16 protein-coding genes are annotated in these 19944 nt (G+C 48.4%); 6 read left to right on the top strand and 10 right to left on the bottom strand.

Features of this window, described 5'->3' with window-relative positions:
- Positions 1-32: 32 nt before the first annotated feature.
- Positions 33-608 (bottom strand): AraC family transcriptional regulator, encoded by a 576-nt coding sequence (locus tag L0M98_RS01335; RefSeq protein WP_176555067.1) that lies wholly within the window; start codon positions 606-608, stop codon positions 33-35.
- A gap of 159 nt (positions 609-767) precedes the next feature.
- Positions 768-1676 carry a bifunctional enoyl-CoA hydratase/phosphate acetyltransferase gene (locus L0M98_RS01330; RefSeq protein WP_099292410.1) on the bottom strand — a complete coding sequence of 303 codons (909 nt, stop codon included), beginning with the start codon at positions 1674-1676 and terminating at the stop codon, positions 768-770.
- Positions 1677-1893: 217 nt separating this feature from the next.
- Here L0M98_RS01330 and L0M98_RS01325 point away from each other — a divergent pair, with 217 nt between their 5' ends.
- Positions 1894-3084 carry an MFS transporter gene (locus L0M98_RS01325; RefSeq protein ID WP_099292409.1) on the top strand — a complete coding sequence of 397 codons (1191 nt, stop codon included), beginning with the start codon at positions 1894-1896 and terminating at the stop codon, positions 3082-3084.
- 54 nt (positions 3085-3138) lie between these two features.
- Here L0M98_RS01325 and L0M98_RS01320 read toward each other — a convergent pair whose 3' ends face one another.
- On the bottom strand, positions 3139-3711 hold the full coding sequence (locus L0M98_RS01320; protein ID WP_099292408.1) for an adenylate kinase: 573 nt from the start codon (positions 3709-3711) through the stop codon (positions 3139-3141).
- Positions 3712-3882: 171 nt separating this feature from the next.
- Between L0M98_RS01320 and L0M98_RS01315 the strand changes: the two genes are divergently transcribed.
- A complete protein-coding gene (locus tag L0M98_RS01315; RefSeq protein ID WP_227214674.1) occupies positions 3883-6240 on the top strand; it encodes a penicillin-binding protein 1A in 2358 nt (785 codons plus the stop codon).
- Positions 6241-6246: 6 nt separating this feature from the next.
- Positions 6247-6513 (top strand): hypothetical protein, encoded by a 267-nt coding sequence (locus tag L0M98_RS01310; protein ID WP_227214673.1) that lies wholly within the window; start codon positions 6247-6249, stop codon positions 6511-6513.
- A 134-nt stretch (positions 6514-6647) separates the two neighbouring features.
- On the opposite strand, the gene L0M98_RS01305 is transcribed toward L0M98_RS01310, so the two are convergent.
- From L0M98_RS01305 to L0M98_RS01290, 4 genes are all read right to left on the bottom strand, one after another.
- Positions 6648-7781 (bottom strand): cation:proton antiporter domain-containing protein, encoded by a 1134-nt coding sequence (locus L0M98_RS01305; protein ID WP_099292405.1) that lies wholly within the window; start codon positions 7779-7781, stop codon positions 6648-6650.
- Positions 7782-7882: 101 nt separating this feature from the next.
- Positions 7883-9781, bottom strand: coding sequence for a hypothetical protein (locus L0M98_RS01300; protein WP_227214973.1), 1899 nt, complete (start codon positions 9779-9781; stop codon positions 7883-7885).
- An 18-nt stretch (positions 9782-9799) separates the two neighbouring features.
- Positions 9800-10789 (bottom strand): FAD:protein FMN transferase, encoded by a 990-nt coding sequence (locus L0M98_RS01295; RefSeq protein WP_227214672.1) that lies wholly within the window; start codon positions 10787-10789, stop codon positions 9800-9802.
- 6 nt (positions 10790-10795) lie between these two features.
- The gene (locus L0M98_RS01290; protein WP_227214671.1) at positions 10796-12985 is read right to left on the bottom strand and encodes a patatin-like phospholipase family protein; all 2190 of its coding nucleotides are present in this window, start codon (positions 12983-12985) and stop codon (positions 10796-10798) included.
- Between the two features lie 275 nt (positions 12986-13260).
- On the opposite strand from L0M98_RS01290, the gene L0M98_RS01285 reads away from it, so the two are divergent.
- Together L0M98_RS01285 and hydF are read left to right on the top strand one after the other, a co-directional pair.
- Positions 13261-14412 (top strand): sigma-54-dependent transcriptional regulator, encoded by a 1152-nt coding sequence (locus tag L0M98_RS01285; RefSeq protein ID WP_099292402.1) that lies wholly within the window; start codon positions 13261-13263, stop codon positions 14410-14412.
- 179 nt (positions 14413-14591) lie between these two features.
- Positions 14592-15788: a [FeFe] hydrogenase H-cluster maturation GTPase HydF gene (hydF, locus tag L0M98_RS01280; protein WP_227214670.1), complete on the top strand. Its 1197-nt coding sequence runs from the start codon at positions 14592-14594 to the stop codon at positions 15786-15788.
- Positions 15789-15832: 44 nt separating this feature from the next.
- On the opposite strand, the gene L0M98_RS01275 is transcribed toward hydF, so the two are convergent.
- Complete coding sequence (locus tag L0M98_RS01275) at positions 15833-16882, bottom strand: hypothetical protein (RefSeq protein ID WP_227214669.1); 1050 nt, start codon at positions 16880-16882, stop codon at positions 15833-15835.
- 415 nt (positions 16883-17297) lie between these two features.
- Between L0M98_RS01275 and L0M98_RS01270 the strand changes: the two genes are divergently transcribed.
- Complete coding sequence (locus tag L0M98_RS01270; protein WP_227214668.1) at positions 17298-17972, top strand: hypothetical protein; 675 nt, start codon at positions 17298-17300, stop codon at positions 17970-17972.
- Between the two features lie 97 nt (positions 17973-18069).
- Here the strand turns inward: L0M98_RS01270 and L0M98_RS01265 are convergent, their stop codons facing one another.
- Both L0M98_RS01265 and L0M98_RS01260 read right to left on the bottom strand, forming a co-directional pair.
- Entirely contained in the window at positions 18070-18966 is an 897-nt protein-coding gene (locus L0M98_RS01265; protein WP_227214667.1) for an outer membrane beta-barrel protein, read from the bottom strand.
- Positions 18967-19023: 57 nt separating this feature from the next.
- Positions 19024-19938, bottom strand: coding sequence for a hypothetical protein (locus tag L0M98_RS01260; RefSeq protein ID WP_227214666.1), 915 nt, complete (start codon positions 19936-19938; stop codon positions 19024-19026).
- Positions 19939-19944 lie beyond the last annotated feature (6 nt).

Raw genomic sequence — 19944 nt, 5'->3', positions numbered from 1 at the left:
CCCCCGGATTGTTACAAAATTATGGATATAATTTACACTTTATCCAAAGGTTCCCGTCCATGTTCCTTCAAACGTTTAAATTCGCTCGGTGACATTCCGGTCACGTTACGGAATTGAGTGCTCAAGTGTGCCACGCTCGAATATTGAAGTTTATCGGCAATCTCACTAATCGAGAGTTCATCATAAAACAGTAATTCTTTAATCCGTTCCACCTTTTGAGCGATATAATATTTCTCTATGCTGATTCCGTTCATTTCAGTGAACAGCTTACTTAGAAAACTGTAGTCATAATGGCATTTCTCCTTCAAATACTCCGACAACTTCAACTTGGAGAGATTACCTTCATAATGTACCAACTGAATAATAGAAGTCCGTATCTGCTCGATGATACGTTGCCGTTTATCGTCTATCAATTCAAATCCATACTCTTCAAGCGCCTTCCTAATCACTTCCCGATCATCCGATGTCAATTCCTCTTTTACGACAGCCGTGCCCAAATCCACTTGTAGCGGGGTAAACTGCAAATCTTTAAGAATCTGTTTTATAACCAAAATACAACGGTTACAAACCATATTCTTGATAAAAATCACGTGTTTTTGTTCTTCCATGATATAAGTTTATAAAGTTCATAAGGTTTATAAAGTTACGGGAGTCCTTTGGACAATGTTTATCGGCAGTATTGCTGCCGTGAGCAAAGTGCCTGCGGGGTCAATATACTTTATAAACTTTATGAACTTTACAAACCTTATGAACACTTTAGTTTTAAATTATTTAGCGAAAAGAGCAGCCAACGCTATTGAATTTAACTTGGCATCCACGCTGTCACCTCTGGAAGACAATACACTCGGAGCGGTAGCTCCAACAAGAATAGCGCCTTGACGAGCGTTTGCCAGCTTGGTATTGGTCTTGTAGAATACATTACCGGCCTCGATATTCGGGAATACCAGACAGTCGGCATCACCGGCAACCGGAGAATTAATCTTCTTGATCTCGGCAGCCTCTTTGTCGATAGCCACATCCAATGCCAACGGACCGTCGATATCAATATTGCCCAATTGACCTCTTTCTCCCATTTTAGCCAGAATTGCAGCATCAGTAGTAGATTCCACTTTAGGTAATACTTGTTCCGTAGCGGAGATCATAGCTACTTTCGGACGTTGCACACCAAGAGCATTAGCAATTTGAGAAACGTATTTCACGATAGCCATCTTCTGTGAAAAATCGGGAGCGGGAATAATTGCAGCATCACCGAATACCAACAATTTGTGATAATTCGGACATTCCATTACCACCACGTGTGACAACGTTGCTTTCGGGGGCAATAAACCACAATCTTTATTCAAAATCGCACGCATATATTTGTCCGTGCTGACCAATCCTTTCATGATAAAATCAGCCTCTTTCTCACGTACCATTTGTACTGCTTTAGCAGCAGCTTTCGTATCAACAGGCTCATGCACAATCTTGAAACGAGAAATATCGAAACCGTGTTCCGCACATACCTTCTTGATTTCATTCTCGTCGCCGCACAATGTAGCTTCCACGATACCTAATTCAACCGCCTTATTTACAGCCTCGATAGAATGGCTGTCATTCGCGTACGCCACAACCAGACGTTTCTTTTTTGAGTTAGCTTTTAATGCCTCGTAAATGTCATCGATTTTTTGTATTGCCATGACAAACTTATTTTTACTAATTAGTGATTTATGTTTTTAATTTGGAAGCAAAAATAACGCTTTTTGAATAAAACAGAAACAAAAACCAGCTTTTTGATATTAATTTCTAAATTTACCAGTCGCTTGATGCTAACGTTTCCGGTCAATATCATTAAATTTCATTTTAATTCTCCATTTTCAAGTTTCAATTCGTTACTTTTGCCTCTTGAAATAAAAAATGAATAGCGTGTCGTTTAGAAAAAATATCATCGCCCTTTACCTGATCAAGGTTTCCAAATGGTTTACCTTAGTGATGCCTATCATTGTCTTGTTTTACAAGGAATGCGGGCTTGATCTGGCTGATATTTTCATCTTGAAGAGCGTCTATTCCATTGCTATGGTATCCTTGGAGATCCCCACGGGATACCTTGCCGATGTTTGGGGAAGAAGGAATTGCTTGATTGCCGGGTGTATCCTTTGTTTCTTCGGGTTTACCAACTACTCCCTTGCGGACACGTTTGTCGCGTTCTTCATATCGGAAATCCTGCTCGGTTTCGGTCAGAGTCTGGTATCGGGCGCCGATTCGGCACTTCTTTACGACACGATGATTCATTACCGTAAAGAAGAAAGTTACTTGAAATACGAGGGACGTGTAACCATGATCGGTAATTTCTCGGAAGCCTTTGCCGGTATTTTCAGCGGGTTGTTGGCGACCTATTCCCTACGTCTTCCTTTCTACGTGCAAAGCGGGATTGCCTTTATCGGTATTCCGGCAGCCTTTATGCTCACGGAACACGCGGCAAAGACAAGAATAGAAAACTCGTTTGCCAATATCGTGAAAATCATCAAATATTCCCTCTTCACCAACAAAGAACTATGTTATAATATCATGTTTTCCGGTGTCATCGGGGCTGCCACGCTGACCATGGCGTGGTTTGTCCAACCCCTGCTGATAGAACTGGATACTCCGACCTCTTGGTTCGGCATCATCTGGACGATATTGAACCTGACCGTGGGTATATCGGCACTCTACTCCGACCGACTGGACCAAAAACTGGGAAGCAACAGGATGTACGCGTTTATCCTGTTCTTTATCATAGGGGGATACGTGGCGGTATCGTTCAACATATCTTACACGGGATTGGTATTCCTCTTCTTTTTCTATATCGTGAGAGGATTTGCCACCCCCATTCTAAAAGGATATATCAACCAGATCACGTTCTCCGAAATGCGGGCAACGGTTCTTTCTATCCGGAATTTCGTTATCCGTTTAATGTTTGCAGCCATGGCTCCGCTCGTGGGATGGCTACATGATCTATATTCCCTTTCCGTGGCATTGCAAGCCACGGCTGTCATTATTTTTATTCCCGGACTATTATTCCTTATCTTACAGTGGCATTATAAGCCGCAAGAACCCGGGATACAATAAAAAAGCGATTGAAACTCTATGTTTCAATCGCTTTTTTATTATACTTTACTTGCTTTACTTTACCCCTTCCAGAATACCCGCGATGGATTGGAAAACCTCTTCTACCGTGGCAAAGCCATTTACTGTATGATGCTTTTTCTGGTTCTTGTAGTGGTCGGCAACCGGCAAAGTCTTCGCCTTGTATTCCCGAAAACGATTCTCGATAACCTCTTCATTATCATCGGAACGTCCCTCTATCTTTGCGCGCTCTAACATACGGCGCATTAACTCATCGTGAGGAACATCAATACTAATTAAAGCACTCAACGGATGTCCCGTTTTTGCAAGCATTTCGTCAAGAATCTCGGCTTGTCTGACAGTTCTTGGGAAACCGTCGAACAAGAATCCGTTTACATCCTTATGATGTTCTATACTATTCACGATTAACGCTACCACGAACTCGTCGGATAATAACTCGCCTTTATTAATTATTCCGGCGGCCATTTTACCGAAATCCGAACCTTCGGCAATTTCTTTACGAATCATGTCCCCCGTGGACAGATGAGCCAAATTGTACTTCTCGACAATCTTCTTTGCCTGAGTTCCTTTTCCGGCTCCCGGAGGGCCAAACAACGCGATATTCAGCATGACAATATACTTTTGTTTCTTTTTACGTAGTTAATTTGTTATTTATTTCGTTTTTGTAAACTGTGCCACAAAGGTATATTTAAATCCCTATGAAAAAAGGAAATATCGAAATAATTTTTCATCCGTAAAATAAAAATATATTTCTACTTTTACACCGCAAATAAACACGTGATGGAGAAAAGAAAAAAAGTACAAAAAAGGAAACCCAAGAAACAGAAAAAGAGCTTCTTAAAGCGAGTCGTCAAAACCTTGCTTTTAACCGCTTTACTATGTGTTTTTCTGGTCGGTCTGTTCGTGTGTTGTGTTTATTACGGCATGTGGGGTAAAATCCCGGATTATCAGGATTTAAGGGAGATACGGAATTTCGAGGCTTCCTCCCTGTACAGTTCGGACGGCGAATTGCTTGGGAAATATTACGTGGAGAACCGCACGAATGTCCCGTTCGGCGAAATTTCCCGCAATGCAGTTAATGCCCTGATTGCAACCGAAGATGTCCGCTTTTATGAACACAAGGGATTTGACAAAATCAGCATGCTCCGCGTTCTCTTCAAGACACTGTTACTCGGTGACAGGAGTTCCGGTGGCGGTAGCACGATCAGCCAACAGTTGGCAAAGAACCTTTTCCCCCGCGAATACCGGAGCAGTCTGATGCTTCCGGTCATCAAAATCAAAGAAATCATCACCGCCCACCGGTTGGAAAAACTGTACTCGAAAGACGAGATACTCACTTTATATTTGAACACCGTATCCTTCGGGGAAGGAACATTCGGCATCGAGAGTGCCGCGCAAAAATACTTCTCCACGACGGCAACACAACTCACAATTCCGGAAGCCGCCACGTTGATAGGTTTATTAAAAGGCCCCTCCTACTACAATCCCCGCATACATCCCGACCGTATGTTACAGCGGCGCAACACGGTGATTGCCCAAATGGAGAAATACGATTACCTCACGGAAGCCGAGGCCAAGCAACTGAAAAAGGAGAAGCTGGAACTCCGTTACAAACCCTTGAATCATTATTCGGGATTAGCCCCCTACCTGCGTGAACAAATCAGGCAGGATGCCATGAAGCTGATTGCCAAATACAACGAGGCAAACAGCACGAATTACGATTTATACAAGGACGGTCTGATTCTCACCTCGACACTCGATGCCGAGATGCAGCGTTACGCGGAAGACGCCATGCACACCCACATGAAATCTTTGCAAAACTCTTTCTACACGCATTGGGACAAACAAGACCCGTGGTATAAAGAACCCGATATCCTCGATAAAGCCATCCGGGAAAGCACGGCTTACAAATCACTGAAACAACAGGGATTGGGCGAAAAAGCCATTCTTGCCGCTCTAAACGAGAAGAAATGCATGACTATTTACAGCGCCTATCAAGGAGAGGTGGAAATGCAGATGTCCCCGATCGACTCCATTAAGCACTACTTGAAAACACTTCACCCCGGCATGATCGCCATAGAGCCGCATACCGGAAAAGTAAAAGTATGGATTGGCGGATTGGACTTCAAGTATTTCCAGTACGATCAAGTACTGGCGCCACGTCAAGTGGGTTCAGTCTTTAAACCTGTCGTTTACAGTGCCGCCGTTGAGCATGGAGCCCGAGTGGATGCCTATTACAAGGATGAACAAAAAAGCTACCCGGAATATGACAACTGGACTCCCCGGAACTCGAACAACCGATACGGGGGATTCTACACGCTGAAAGGGGCATTAAGTCAATCTATCAACACGATAGCCGTGGAAGTACTTCTCCAGACGGGAATAGATACCACGATAGCACATGCCCACCGTCTGGGAATACAAAGCGACCTGCCCGCTGTTCCTTCCATAGCCTTGGGTGCGGCGAACATTCCATTAAAAGAAATGGTTCTCCCCTATTTATGTTATGCAAACAACGGGGTTCTCACGGAACCTTACTATTTGGTTTCGATCAAAGACCGGGAAGGACGGATTATATACGAGGCGGAACCTCCCCGCAAAGAACGGGTTTTACCCTCCAGAGAAGCTCACTTGATGTCATCCATGCTCACGGCTGTCATTCAAGAAGGAACCGGCAAGCGCCTTATCAATAATTACGGGTTGAATATGGCTATCGCCGGAAAGACCGGAACCACCCAGAATCAAGCCGACGGCTGGTTTATCAGTTACACCCCCCGCATCGTCGTGGGGATACGCGTCGGGGCGAACAACTCCCGCATCCATTTTAAATCTACCTCTTTGGGACAAGGTGCGAACATGGCACTCCCCATCTTCGGTTTGTTCATGCAGGATTGTTTGAAGAGCAGCACGTACAGCTATTGGGAGAATCTCTCGTTCCCCGTACCGCCTATGAGTACTCAAAAAGAACTGGAAGTCCCCACCTTTAAAGAAAATATAAATATACTGGATAGATTGACTAACCGGAAGCTTGAAAAAGTGAAACACCACGAAGAAGTCGCCCCCGAAACGGAGCAACCGAAAAAGAAAGGTTTCTTCAAGAAAATCGGCGACCTGTTCAAGAAAAAAGATAAAAAATAAACGCAAATGAAAAATATAGACAAAACCTCTCTAATCATATCGCTCGTCGCTCTTGTCGCGGCATTCAGTATCATTTCCATCATTGCGTCCCCAACCGAAGTACGCTTCTCGTGGCAAGGAATAAACCCGTGGAACACGGTAAGAGCGATTCCGTTGATGTTCAAACGGTTTATAGACATCGACAACCGAATCATCTACACAATATCCGTGTTACTTATCGCCTACTTGTGGTGGAGAATGTACGCCTTAATCAAGAAAATAAAGAACAACTGATTGATTTATGATTTCTCGATTTACGATTGACACTCTAACCTAATTGATAACAAACAAGTTATTAATTAATTTCCGTTCAAATCATTAAATTCCTAAATCTTAAATCAAGAAATCTAAAATCATAAATCCAAAAACTATTCTTTAACCCCATACACGCTCTGCGAGATACGTTTCACGGCAACCACGAAGAATCCGGTCAACACGAGATTCAGCACCAGACTAAGGATAGAGATAATCAATGCCGGACCGCCCAACTGGTAACCCATGGCAATCACGATAATCCCCGCTCCCACTTCACCGCGGGTAAACATACCGATTGACAGAGCCAACCGTTCCTGTATCTTCCGGTCACGATAGAAAAACAGCGGGAACATCTTTCCCAGATTAGAAAGCACCGTCACGACAATCACGTGAAAGATAAGCACCCCCCACCCGGGCATACTGTCGCCTCCGGTTTCCAGACCGATAAAGATCGGCGTACTCAATCCCACGAGGAACATAAACAAGTAGGAAATAAAGCTGGACGCCCTCTCTTCCTCGCGCGAATGCTTGTGAACCGTCTTCATCACCATCCCCAGCACGAAAGCGGGCAACAACACCTCGATATGAATTGCCCCGTCCTGTCCCATGAGCGATTTCGTGATCAGGTACACGCTCTCGAACGCTGCCACGATACACACGGAATAAAGCAAAATAGCCCTCCACGACTGTGGCAGATTTAGCGAACTCAAACGCTTCCACCCGAAGATCAGAAGCACGCAAACGACCAGTATAATCACGAACAACTGCCACTTGAAACCAATCATTAATATCTGCAAAGGAATCATCAAAAGAATCGTATCCAAATCGTCAAATATGGCAAGTACCTGTGTCTTCTTGTAAATCCACTCCCGTTTCAGTCCGGCGGCAGCCAGCATCGTGAACAATATCCCTGCCGACGTCGGGGCGGCAAACCGGCTGATCAGCAAATTATTCTGCCACGAAAGCCCCGTGTCCAAAAAGAAAATATAATAGAAAGCGATCAGTAACCAAGGTACGGCGGCAGTCGCCATGGCGATAAAATAATCGGTGGTATAAGATCTCCATTTCGTCTTATCCAACTCGAACTCCCGTCCGACGTTTATCATGATAAACGCAAGGCAGATAAACATCAGCCATTTACATACACTATAAAAACTCCCGTACATTTCTCCCATGGCGGACGGGAGTATTTGAGAAAAAAATAAGCCGCAAAGTAAAAAAATAGAAAACAAAAAAACCTTCTTCATCCTCTCCAAATTAATTTACCGCAAAGATACAACTTCTCGGGGAATTTCGGAAGCCTATTTAAAACGAATCTAGTTAAAAAGTGTATCGAAATACCGTTGATCTACTCGTATTTAATCGCATCCGGTTTATAGACACGGTAATCATAAAACCCTGTTTTCCGTCGGCTCGAGGCATCCACCTCGATCAAGTGGGCGTCAGGCGGAACCTTCGGGTAAAAAGCAAAACGTATGCTTAAATTCTTTAGAATCAAATTATCATTACGCAAATTCAGACTGAACCCTATCCCCCAGTACGACTGACTTTTAAATATCGATTTATCCTCTCTGGCAAGCACCCCCCAATCCACGAAAGTAGTCACAGATGCCCGGAATCCCCGCTTGATATACGGTAGGAAAAGTGTTGTCGACACGGAACCGGAAAGACGTTGTTTACCCCGTATAGTGTCGGTATCGAAACCCCGTATATTCGCATCTTCGAAATAGATATAATCGTCGGGATTCCGCTTGAATCCCAGCACGTAATCCATGTTACTGTAAAAACGTAACCGATACCGGGACAACTCGTACAGCGGGCTGATAAACTGCGCCCCGGCTTTAAACACGCCGCTTTCCGCCGTGTAGCCGTTCCAGAAAGAACCCAATGCCGCATACCACGAGTAAAAGTTATCCTTGTATTTGTCAAACCACGAGTAATGCCATTCCGTGCCGAGATAACCGTACTCCGTGAAATCACTTTTCTCGTAACCGAAAAGCAACGTGCCGGACAAACCGGAAGGGATATCCTCCGTGCGCCCGAAATCATAGATCAAATTCGCTTTAAAATACTTTATTTTCGTGAATGTCAAAGCCCCCATGATCCGGTTACGGTCGTAATAAAAATGATTCGAATCACTCGTCACCAGCGGACGATCCACGAAGTTGGTACCCGTGTAACGTCCCGTCAGGTAAAATATCCGGTTATAACTGAATTTCTCGTTCAAGTAAAAAGATGTCCCTCCCCAAAAATCCCATAACTGGTAATTAAACGACTCTATCGGCTTCGTGATATCCCTGTCCACCAACGTTTTGGACGAGTACACCCGGCTAAAAGCAGCTCCCCCCGCCCATTTCGTCTTGTATGTCAGGAATCGTTTATCCATTTGCACGCGCAAGACTTCTTGATTAAAGGTATTCTCGTACATCCCGTAGAAATCCATGTGCGTTCCCACGACATTCGCCGCCTTGTACTCGATCAGATTTCCCCACTTCTGGTCTTTACGCCCACGGTAACTGGCCTCGTAATGTACCATATGCCCCAACTTGAACAAGTTCTTGGTTTCGATACCCATGTCCACGGAATTCAAGAAATTACTCCACACTTCCCCCGTCCACGAGAACTCGTCCTTGCACACCACCACCAGATCGACCATCGTCGTGTCGCCCGCCACTCGCTCGATCCCTATCAAAGCATCATCGACATTGGACATTTCCTTCAGCAATTGCTCGTTCTGAACCAACTCGAAGGGATCGATATACATCCCCGGCTTCACCGTCATTTGCTTTTTAATCACCCGCTCGGCGGACTTCTGGTGAATGGAATTGGCGAGGGCAAGAATCCACTGCAAGCTATCCTGCCCGTAAGTAATCGTGTCATTGACACTCGTCCCGAAAGGAGGCAACACTTTGACACGAATCTCCCGGATCATTTTTCCCCGGTACGGCTTATAACGGTCTTCACTATTCTCCGTTTCAACAATATCGATATTATATTTCCGGGGATTAACGAATATCATCTTGTAAAGCTCCTTCGTCCATTTACGACGGTAAGCCACCTTTTTAATCTTGGAATACTCGTACCGGAGTGTGTCTTGAATCAGACTATCGGGCAGGAAGATTTTACTGTTTTGTTTCACAGTGTCCCGCGATAGCGACAAGCATGCGTTTCCTGATAAAGGTCCCGCTCCGGCGCGACTTTCCACGAGTAAAACCCATGCTAGAACCAATATCAATAAACGAATCATTACTTTCACCTGACAGAACTAATCTTTCAATATCAATGTTTTCAACTTTTCAGACACCCACACTTCACGCTCTCCCTGTTCATTTTGATATATAAAACAAGCCTCCACGCTAGGATTGGCCTCCACTATTTCCTTCGCTTTCTCCATACCCAGCACCATAAAAGCCGTGGCGTAAGCATCCGCTTCCATACACGTGGGAGCGTACACGGAAGCCCCCAGTATATCCTGTTGGACAGGAAAACCCGTCTTGGGGTTTATCGTGTGGGAATATTTTTTCCCGTCCACGACGTAAAACCTGCGATAATTACCCGATGTCGCCAACGCACCCTCTCCCATTTCCAGCACGAATTGCAACTCCCTGCGAGAAGCCGCCTCGTCATCTATCGGTTTGTCGATACCGATATGCCACGGGCGGGATTTATTACTTTGTCCCTTCACCCGGACCTCCCCGCCAATCTCCACCATGTAATCCCGGACACCTTGCCCCTCGAGAAACTCCGCTACCAGATCCACGCCCAACCCTTTGGCTATCGAACTGGCATCCATCTGGATTCCATCGACCGCCTTGACAAGCCGACCGTCCTCTATTTTCAACTTCTCCATCCCCACGTATTGCAGCAACGAGTCCACTTTCTCCGCCGACGGCAACCGCTCGTTCTTGTAACCGAATCCCCACGCGTTCACCAGCGGTGCCACGGTGATATCGAACGCACCCCCTGTCTTCGCGTGTATCTCTGCCGCCTTCGCGAACAATCTCACGAACAGCGAATCCGTCCGGTCTGTCTCCCCCCGGTTCAAACGGGCTATCGTCGATTTCTTGTTAAACATGGAAAGCGACCCGTTCACGCGCTCCATCTCCCGGCGTATCTCCGCCGCGTAATCCTTGTCACTCTTGTAAGATATATGATAGGTAGTACCGTACACCGTTCCCTCGGTGAACCGGTACATGTTCCGTTGACATCCCGCGCATGCTATTAACACGCAAATAATAATCCCCAATCTCTTCATAAAACCTTAAAAGTAATATCCCAAATTAAAGTAGAACCCTAGTTTCTTCGACCAATCCGACAGCGAGAAAGTGACGTCTATCGGTCCCACGAAACTATCGTACGAGTATCCCACGCCCCCGCCAATAATATCATCGCCCCCGAACACGTCAAAGAAATTGGCATCCTGCTTGGCATAATTCCCGGACAAAGATATATAATGATTCCGCCCGAGATTATAGCGCAACATGATTTTAGCCACCACCAGCGAATTGTCGAATATCTCCAGATGCTGGATACCGAGGAACGGCAACTGCTGGTCGACATACCGTCCGGCAACGTCACCTCCCATGCAATTCAAGTAAGGATAAGGGATATTATTCCCGATCAATACCCGACCGTATATCGAGGGAATAAACTTCACGCGCCGGGTAATGGACAACACGCTCTCGAAATCCAAACCTATCGCCGAGAACGGCGCACCGTCATTGTACGTCAGGAAATTATCCGTGTAAAGCGAATAATCGACTTTCAACGAGATCCCTCTCGTGGGGTAATAACGCTTGTCGAATGTTTCCAGATGCGCCAACCCGTAGTAGCTGAAAAACCCTTCCGGTTTTACCCTAATATTATGATCCCGATCCGAGAACAGGAACGACTCGTAATTGAAATACTCGTAACGCACCCCGATCTGCATCTTGAAATTCCGGAAATAAATATCCGAACCGCCCAACTCCACCTTGTGGTAAGCGTACTCTATATTATCCTGCTTTTTCCCCTTGTGGTAAATATCCAGATTGTTATACTTGAACGTGTACCCCAGCTCGAACCTCCGCAGGAAAGTATTCCCGAGGGAATAATTCAACTTCACGTAAGGATTCATACTCAATCGCCCGGTCAGCGAAAGGCGGGACCCCCGCAACTCCTTGTGCGATATCGTCGTGTTCAACAATATCGCCGCCATCTCCTCCGAGTCGAAACGGAACCCGAGATTCAACGAACTCATGGGCTTCTGTTTCAGAATCAGTTCCAAGTCATACACCGGTCCCCCGCTCAACTTGTAGCTCACGCTGGAGAAAGCCCCGATACCGTACAACTCGGCTATCGCGTGATGCAGGTCATTTAACGTGATGCGGCTATAATTCTTGATCCGTATCTTCTTTCTCAACCATTTCTCGTCCCGCACGTCAATCCCCGTCAAATGTACTTCATCTATCGTGAGCGTATCGTTCAAAAGCACCACTTTATCCTCCGTATCCGCGGCATTCTTACTCTCCGGTATTCCCAGTTCGCATTTCAGCTTCATCAACTCGTCCCATTGGGCACGGGCAACTTCTTCCCCCCGCATAATCAAGGTATCGACTGCCCGGGTAGAGAAACTGGCGGCAGAGTACGGGTACACGTCCGGTTTGATATACACGTTTACCATTTTCTTGTTTTCCTCGTACTTCTGGATTCCCAGAAACGAGGTCATCTGGTCGATAATTCCCGTCACGGACTCCAGACCGGAAGCGTCTTTCAATTCCGCCTGCACGTCCACCCCGATGATAATATCCGCACCCATTTCTTTCGCTATATCCACCGGGAAATTATTCGATATTCCCCCGTCTACCAGCACCATCCCGTCCCTTCTCACCGGGGCGAACACCCCCGGGATAGCCATACTCGCGCGCATGGCAAGCGGCAAAGTCCCGCGATCCTGCACCACCTCCTTGCCGTCCACCAGATTACTTGCCACGCAAGCGAACGGGATCGGCAACCGGTGGAAATCAAGCGAATCGTGATACCCGATCGTCAAATCGGAAAACAGGTTGAATATATTCTGTCCGCTGATAAACCCCGACGGGATCTTCAGCTCGCGATTGTTCTTAATCGGCACGGAAACAAGATATTTCTCCGTTTCCTCTTTCTCCGAGAAAGGCAGGTTATAACGATACACTTTATCACTCAACAAAAACATCCAGTCCTGCGCCCTCACCAGACTATCCATCGTGCGTGCGTCATAACCGATCGAGTACAAAGCCCCCACGAGAGCCCCCATACTCGTGCCCGCGATATAATCTATCGGGATACCCGCCTCTTCCAGCACCTTCAACACACCGATATGCGCCACTCCTTTCGCCCCGCCGCCACTTAACACCAACCCCACCTTTTTGCGCTGCGCCTGAACATCCAATACAAGAAACAATACAAGAAGAAAAACCAAAGACCGCTTCATAGTTTATTAAGTTTTGCCTTCGGCAAAAGTTGCAAGTTACATTCGCCGCCGTGCGGCGAGTTGCTAGGTTGCATTTACCTTCGGCAAGTTATAAAATCACTCAAAAATACTTATTTCCCGGGAATAATCAAAATAAAGTTTTGCCCGCGGCAAAACTTTATTTTAGTTGTAACCTGCAACTCGCCGAAGGCGAATGTAACCTGCAACTTTTGTCTCACCCCTTCCCATATCCAAAAATAAATACTAAATTTGCCGTGAGACAAAAAAGATGTACTATGACAAAAATACTTGTGATTGACGACGAGAGGAGTATCCGCAATTCCATGAAAGATATTCTCCAGTACGAGGGACACGAAATCGTGCTTGCCGAGAACGGCATGGAAGGACTCGTGGCAGTGAAATCGGAGAAACCGGATATTGTATTTTGCGATATAAAAATGCCCAAAATGGAGGGCATCGAAGTACTGGAACGTATCAAAGAGTTTTCCGCCGACACCCCGGTTATCATGATATCGGGACACGGAACGATAGACACGGCAATCGAGGCCATCAAGAAAGGAGCCTACGACTTTATCGAGAAACCGCTGGACTTGAACCGGCTGTTGATCACCATAAAGAACGCGACAGACAAACACTTGCTGATACACGAAACCAAAACGCTGAAAAACAAAGTCAGCAAGCGATACGAGATGATCGGTCAATCCGACGCGCTCAACCGCGTGCGCTCCATAATCGAGAAAGTGGCAGCCTCCGATGCCCGCGTGCTCGTCACGGGACCTAATGGCTGCGGCAAAGAACTGGTAGCCCACCAGTTGCACGAGCTCAGTCACCGGAAAGAAAGCACTTTCGTGGAAGTAAACTGTGCCGCTATTCCCTCCGAACTGATCGAGAGCGAATTGTTCGGGCACGAGAAAGGTTCTTTCACCTCCGCCATCAAGCAAAAGAAAGGAAAGTTCGAGTTAGCCACCGGCGGCACCCTCTTTCTGGACGAGATCGGCGACATGAGCCTCAGCGCACAAGCAAAAGTGTTACGCGCCTTGCAGGAGCAGAAAATAACCCGCGTGGGCGGTGACGCGGACATCAACGTTGACGTACGCGTAATCGCAGCCACGAACAAAAACCTGAAAGAAGAAATCAAGCGGGGTAATTTCCGGGAAGACCTCTACCACCGCCTAAGCGTCATCATCATCGACGTCCCGCCATTAAATCAACGGTTGGAAGATATCGAAATACTGGTTCCCCATTTCCTGACAGACATCTGCACCGAAATGGGCATCGCCCCGAAAAGCATCGACGCGGACGCCATCGACGCCCTCAAAGAGTGCGAATGGACGGGTAATATTCGTGAACTACGCAACGTCGTGGAACGGTTGGTCATTCTCGGCGGAAATACCATCACCCGGGAAGACGTGAAAATGTACAGATAAAAAGTTTATAAAGTTTATAAAGTTCATAAAGTTTATAAGGTTTATAGACCCCTGCGGGGCGCTTTGTCCACGGCAGCTTGAGCTGCCGATAAACACTGTCCGAAGAACTCCCGTTACTTTATGAACCTTATAAACCTTACAAACTTTATAAACATTATAAACCTTATAAACTCTCCCCCATGGGCAAAGACAACAAACTACACATCATCCTGTTAGGTCGCCGCAACAGTGGAAAAAGTTCCTTGATCAATACCTTGACAGGCCAGAATATCGCTATCGTTTCGGACGTTGCCGGAACGACTACCGACCTCGTGAAAAGAAGCTACGAGATTCCCGGCTTCGCGTCGGTCATATTTATCGACACGGCAGGCGTTGACGATTCCGGCGCACTGGGTGAAGCACGCGTCGCGAAAACACGTGACGCCATCTCGCAAGCCGACATCGCCATCCTTGTCATCGCGGGCAATCAATTCGGGGAACACGAGCGGCAACTCGCCGGGCGTTTCAAGAAACAGGAACTCCCCTTCCTTATCATTCACAACAAAAAGGACGAAGCTCCCCTCTCGCCGGCATTGAAGGAACGCCTCGCGCGGGAATACAGTTGTCCGGTCATCGACTTCTCGACACGCAACACGGATACCACTCCCGTTCTGGATGCCTTGAAAAGCGTGTGGCACGCGGAAAACGACAGCCCGCGATCGCTCGTCGGCGACTTGATTGCCCCGGGTGACATCGTGTTGCTCGTCACCCCGATCGACTCCGAGGCTCCCGCCGGACGCATGATCCTTCCACAAGTACAAATGCTCCGCGACATACTCGACAACCACGCCACCGCCATCGTCCTGCAACCGGAAGAGATCACCCGTTTCCTCGCGAATACCGGGATACGTCCCCGCCTCGCGATCACGGACAGTCAAGTATTTAAAAAAGTAGCGGCACTCGTTCCGCCCGAAATACCGCTGACAAGTTTCAGCATCGTGCTGGCACGCCACAAGGGGAACTTCGACGCTTACATGAAAGGTACTCCCCGGATAGAACGACTGCAAGAGGGCGATCGCGTGCTCATGCTCGAATCCTGCTCCCACCACGTGTCATGCGAGGACATCGGACGGCACAAAATCCCCCGTTGGTTACAGGATTACACGGGCAAAAACTTTCAATTCGATTTCATCGCGGGACTGGACGCCATCACCCGCCCCATCACCGACTACGCCATGGTCATCCAGTGCGGCGGTTGCATGATCACGGGCAAACAACTTAAAAACCGCCTCCAACCCGCCATCGAAGCCGGCATCCCCGTCAGCAACTACGGAATGACCATCGCCTACCTGCACGGGATATTCCACCGGGCAACGGAGGTTTTCCAAACGAAATAAAGGTATGCCGGGGCATACCTTTATCACGTTTGAAAAGTTACATTTCAACCGCCCTCGTGCTTTTTCTTCAAGGTGAAGATCGTGTCGGCGAGTACCTGCATTCTCTCGTCGAATTGCCGGGCGTGTTCGCCGGGGGCGTCCTCGACACCGGACACGTCGTCAAGGATACTATCAAGAAGCGCGTCCCTTTCCTCCGCGGCAACCGCCGCGTTCTCCCCGCTCGCTATCCTTCTCGCTTTCTCCTCCTCTCGTTTTTCTTCCTCCGCCTCCCGGAGTCGCTCGCGTTCGATTGCCCGTCTTGCCAGTTCCATGTCGACGGCGGCATTCAGTTTATCAATCGCCCCGGCAAGCGGGAACTTCAACTTCATATCTTTAGCGATACAATTGATTGCCACAAGGTTGGAATCACCTTGCAGCTTGCACTCGGAATCGGACGTCGGTTTCCCGTTGGCGCGGGCGGTGAAAACGTAAGCGAAAAGCGTGTCGAGATTGACGTTCGCGGGAATCGCCGTCGAGGTCGATCCTTCCTCCGACCGCACGCGCAATCGCTGCACGATGCACGTTTTGCTCGTCGGGTCGTATAACACGCAATACCCCACGTCGTCCGGGTTACGGTTTGTGCCCAACGTCGTGTCCGCTGCCTGCACGCAGGAAATTTTGCGCGCTTCCCTGTCGAGCGTCACGGTCACGGCAATCGGCGGCACTTTGCCCGCGGCAAGAATCAGGTTCGGGTAATCGATCAGGTAAGTGTATTGTTTCGACACGCTCTGCTCGGGATCGTACGGGGTTTCCGGGTCTATCTTTACCGCCGTTGACACGCCCGTCACGGCGTTCACGCCCACGAAACGGGAATGCCCGGAAGCCTCCCGCCCGGTGTACGGGAAACCCACTTTCGCCCCCGGCAACAGGTAACCGCCTTCCCTGCCCAACCCGCCGAAGGCGGCATCGTTCTTCGCCACGGTTTCGTTCAGTTTCACTTTCTTGTTCGACAAGAGGCGCACCACGGTCACACCCGGTTCAAACGGGTGGGGGTAATGTACTTGGTCAAGCAACGTGCCTCGCACGCTTGAGCATCCTACAATTCTCTTTCTCATAGTTTTTAATTTTAAACAGTTAATAAAAGTCCGGCACTAACCGTCCGGCAGGACAGGAAGTGCACGCGCATCTTTCCGCGATTTACAGGGAAGATTTATGTTCTTTTCCAATCACAAGTTAGAACTATTATTTTCATTTCCAATGGAATTCGATGTTAAATATTAATATTTTTTAATTCTTAGTACCACTCTTTTACACGACTATGTCAAACACCATGTAAACAACACGTGTACAACAATATACAGCCTAAAACCGGTCGTATCCCGCGTGGCTTACTTATGCAGAACTCATGCAGAACTTATTAACAAGTTGATAACATTTTCTGATAAGTACTTTGTTAATTCAAAATAATTGTTTATTTTTACATGGTACGGGATAAAGAGGGGATTAGTGTAACCGTTTAATTCGATAGCCATGGGAAGAAAAAATCAATCCGACCCGACGCGCAAGAGTTTTATCCTGAACGGGATAAGATATTATTACCGGAACGATAAACTATGCGCCATGCCAGCCAAGCGGGAGAAAGTGGAGCGACCCGCCACGGAGAAACAACAAGTGGCGAGGGACGCCATGGAGATAACGGGAACGTTTCCTGTCAACTTTTTCCGGCTCTCCCCGGTGCTCTACTTCGCGTGGAACATGTACGGGGAGTGTTTCAGCCTAACCTACTTGGATATTTTCAGGAAGCTCAATTATCCCGTGCTCGACTTGAAGTTGCAGGGCGTGGATTACTTTCCCGATTTCCACTTCTGCAAGGGCGATCTCGTGCCGCCGAGGGATACGCGGGTGAACCGCGAGGGGTGGACGTTTTTTCTCTACTGGAACGCACCCGCCCGCGAGTACGGGCGGGCGAACCCGAATGACTCTCTGGCACTGGGATTTTTCTATGACTCGCGCCCCGATTCGCCGCAATTCATCATGACATCCTTCACCCGCGGCGAGTGTTTCGCGCGAATCGCCCTCCCCGACTCCGCCCACCCGGAAACGGAAACCGTGCATCTCTACCCGTTCTTCACGTCGCCCGACTGGAGCGCGTACTCCGATAGCAGGTACGTGAAAGCGGAAGTTATCGATCTGGTGATCCCGTGATTCACGATTTATGATTTACGATTTCTTGATTTATGATTGGAGTACTACTTCGCTTCGGCAATCCTTCAATCATAAATCGTAAATCATAAATCATAAATTAAAACGTGAACCCTACCCCGATCGTGTACGGGTGCAATTCAGGGGATTTGCTCTTTTTAAACATGTTGGTCAACGTGTAATTTCCCCAGAGGCACACGCCGCGATACCCGGCACGTACCGTCCAATCGGCCTTCAAGGGAATCATGCCGTAGCTGTCCGAGTTTTTCTTCCGGTGCTTGTCGCCGTTCTCGTCCTTGTACACGATTTTCGTCTTCGAGTGAAGCCGCACGCCACCGACAACCCCGGTAGACAGGTAAGCTCTCCGGTGCACGGACGCGGGGAATTGCCATTCCACGAGAAGCGGTATCGTCATGTAGAGCGTCTTGAAAGTGCTTCTTTTCACGTTGCCGATCCCCAGTTCGTCCAAGGGAAGGGGGCGCAACATACCGTGTTCGTCTTTACGTATCGTGATATCCCGGTCGAAACAAAGCCGTTGATACTCGAACCCGATTCCCGTCACCACGCCGAGAGTCCGCCGCTCGTTCACCCCCATGCCGTGGGAGAAGAGATTGAACTGCATGGCGAAAGAATTTCCCCAGTCCAATTCCATGAAATCGTCCCCCCCGTACTTGGAATAGTCCGTGTTGGCGAAATTCACGAACCCGAAATAGAAACCGCTCCAGTGTCCCCGGAAGAGGTGCCGTAGAGCACGCCGGTTCTCCTCCCTTACCGTTTTCAAGGGAACCTCGGAATAGCGCCTCGGTCTTCTCCCCGACTCTCTCACCGTGTTGTCCCAGATAATCATTTCCGATTCCCGGACGACGGTATCGACCTTTTCGCTTTTCTGCCGGATCGTGTCCACGCGCCAGTTGTCGCGGATAACGACAGTATCTCTCCGTGCCGACACGGGCAGCACGCACACCATAAACATTACATATACAACCACCTTTTTCATATTCTTTTTCTTTAGATTATTTTCTTTTATCACATGACGGTTGAACACCCCCGATTGTTATAGGCGCTCTTCATCTTTTTCCTCCCTGTTCCTGAATCGGCTCACCACGTTTCTTCCCGCGTTGACGATCGAGCTGAGAATATTGTCCGAACTCTCGAGATCGGGAGCGATGACGCGGAACGGGCGGGGACGCTGTTCCTTCACTTCCAGCCTTACCCGCACGCCCTCGTAGGGGGAAACCAGCATTTCATTCGGTCGCGGCGGCAGTATCTCGGCGTGAACGACGACTCTTTTTGCGCTCTCTATCAAGTTGACGGGTTCCACCCGTTCCGTCGGCACGGCGGGTGTCGTGACGGGAACGATATCGACTCGCGGCTTGTCCTCTTGCCGGGGTTCCATCTTCTCCGGTTCCGTCACCCGCGCGGGGAGTTCCGGCAAGGAAACCGGTTCGGTTCGCGCCGTGAGCCGCGGCAGGCTGTCCGGGGAAAATTCCCGCTCCCTCGTGATATACAAAACGAGTACCACGGCAAAAATGGCAACCGCGGCGACTCCCGCGTAACGCTTCATCCAGACGATCACCGCCGGGTAACGACGCGTCGCGTCTTTCCTCCCGAACACCTGCCCGCGGTCAGGTTGCACCCGTGTCGCACGGTACGCCGCCACTTCCCTCCCGAATTCATCCTCCCCCGCGTTATCGCGTACCCATTGCCGCTCTTCCTCGGTTATCACGCCTTCCGCCTCAGCTATGGCATGGTAGGCAAGTTCCCTCGCGGACGCGTGCCGCTTCAATTCTTCCTTTTTCCCGAACACATCCCGTTCCGGTTGCAGGCGCACGCCGTCCATCCCGTCCAACAACTCCTCCAGATCGGGATTCGCCAGCAGAAACGCCCGCAACTCATCGCGACACTCCCCCGGCAGCACACCGTCAAGGTAATCCATGAAATAAATCTCGTAATTCTCTCTCGTTATCATATCTTC

The organism is Butyricimonas sp. DFI.6.44, from assembly GCF_022132345.1.
GTDB classification, from domain to species: Bacteria; Bacteroidota; Bacteroidia; order Bacteroidales; family Marinifilaceae; genus Butyricimonas; species Butyricimonas muris.
This window is presented reverse-complemented; position numbering and strand designations above follow the sequence as displayed.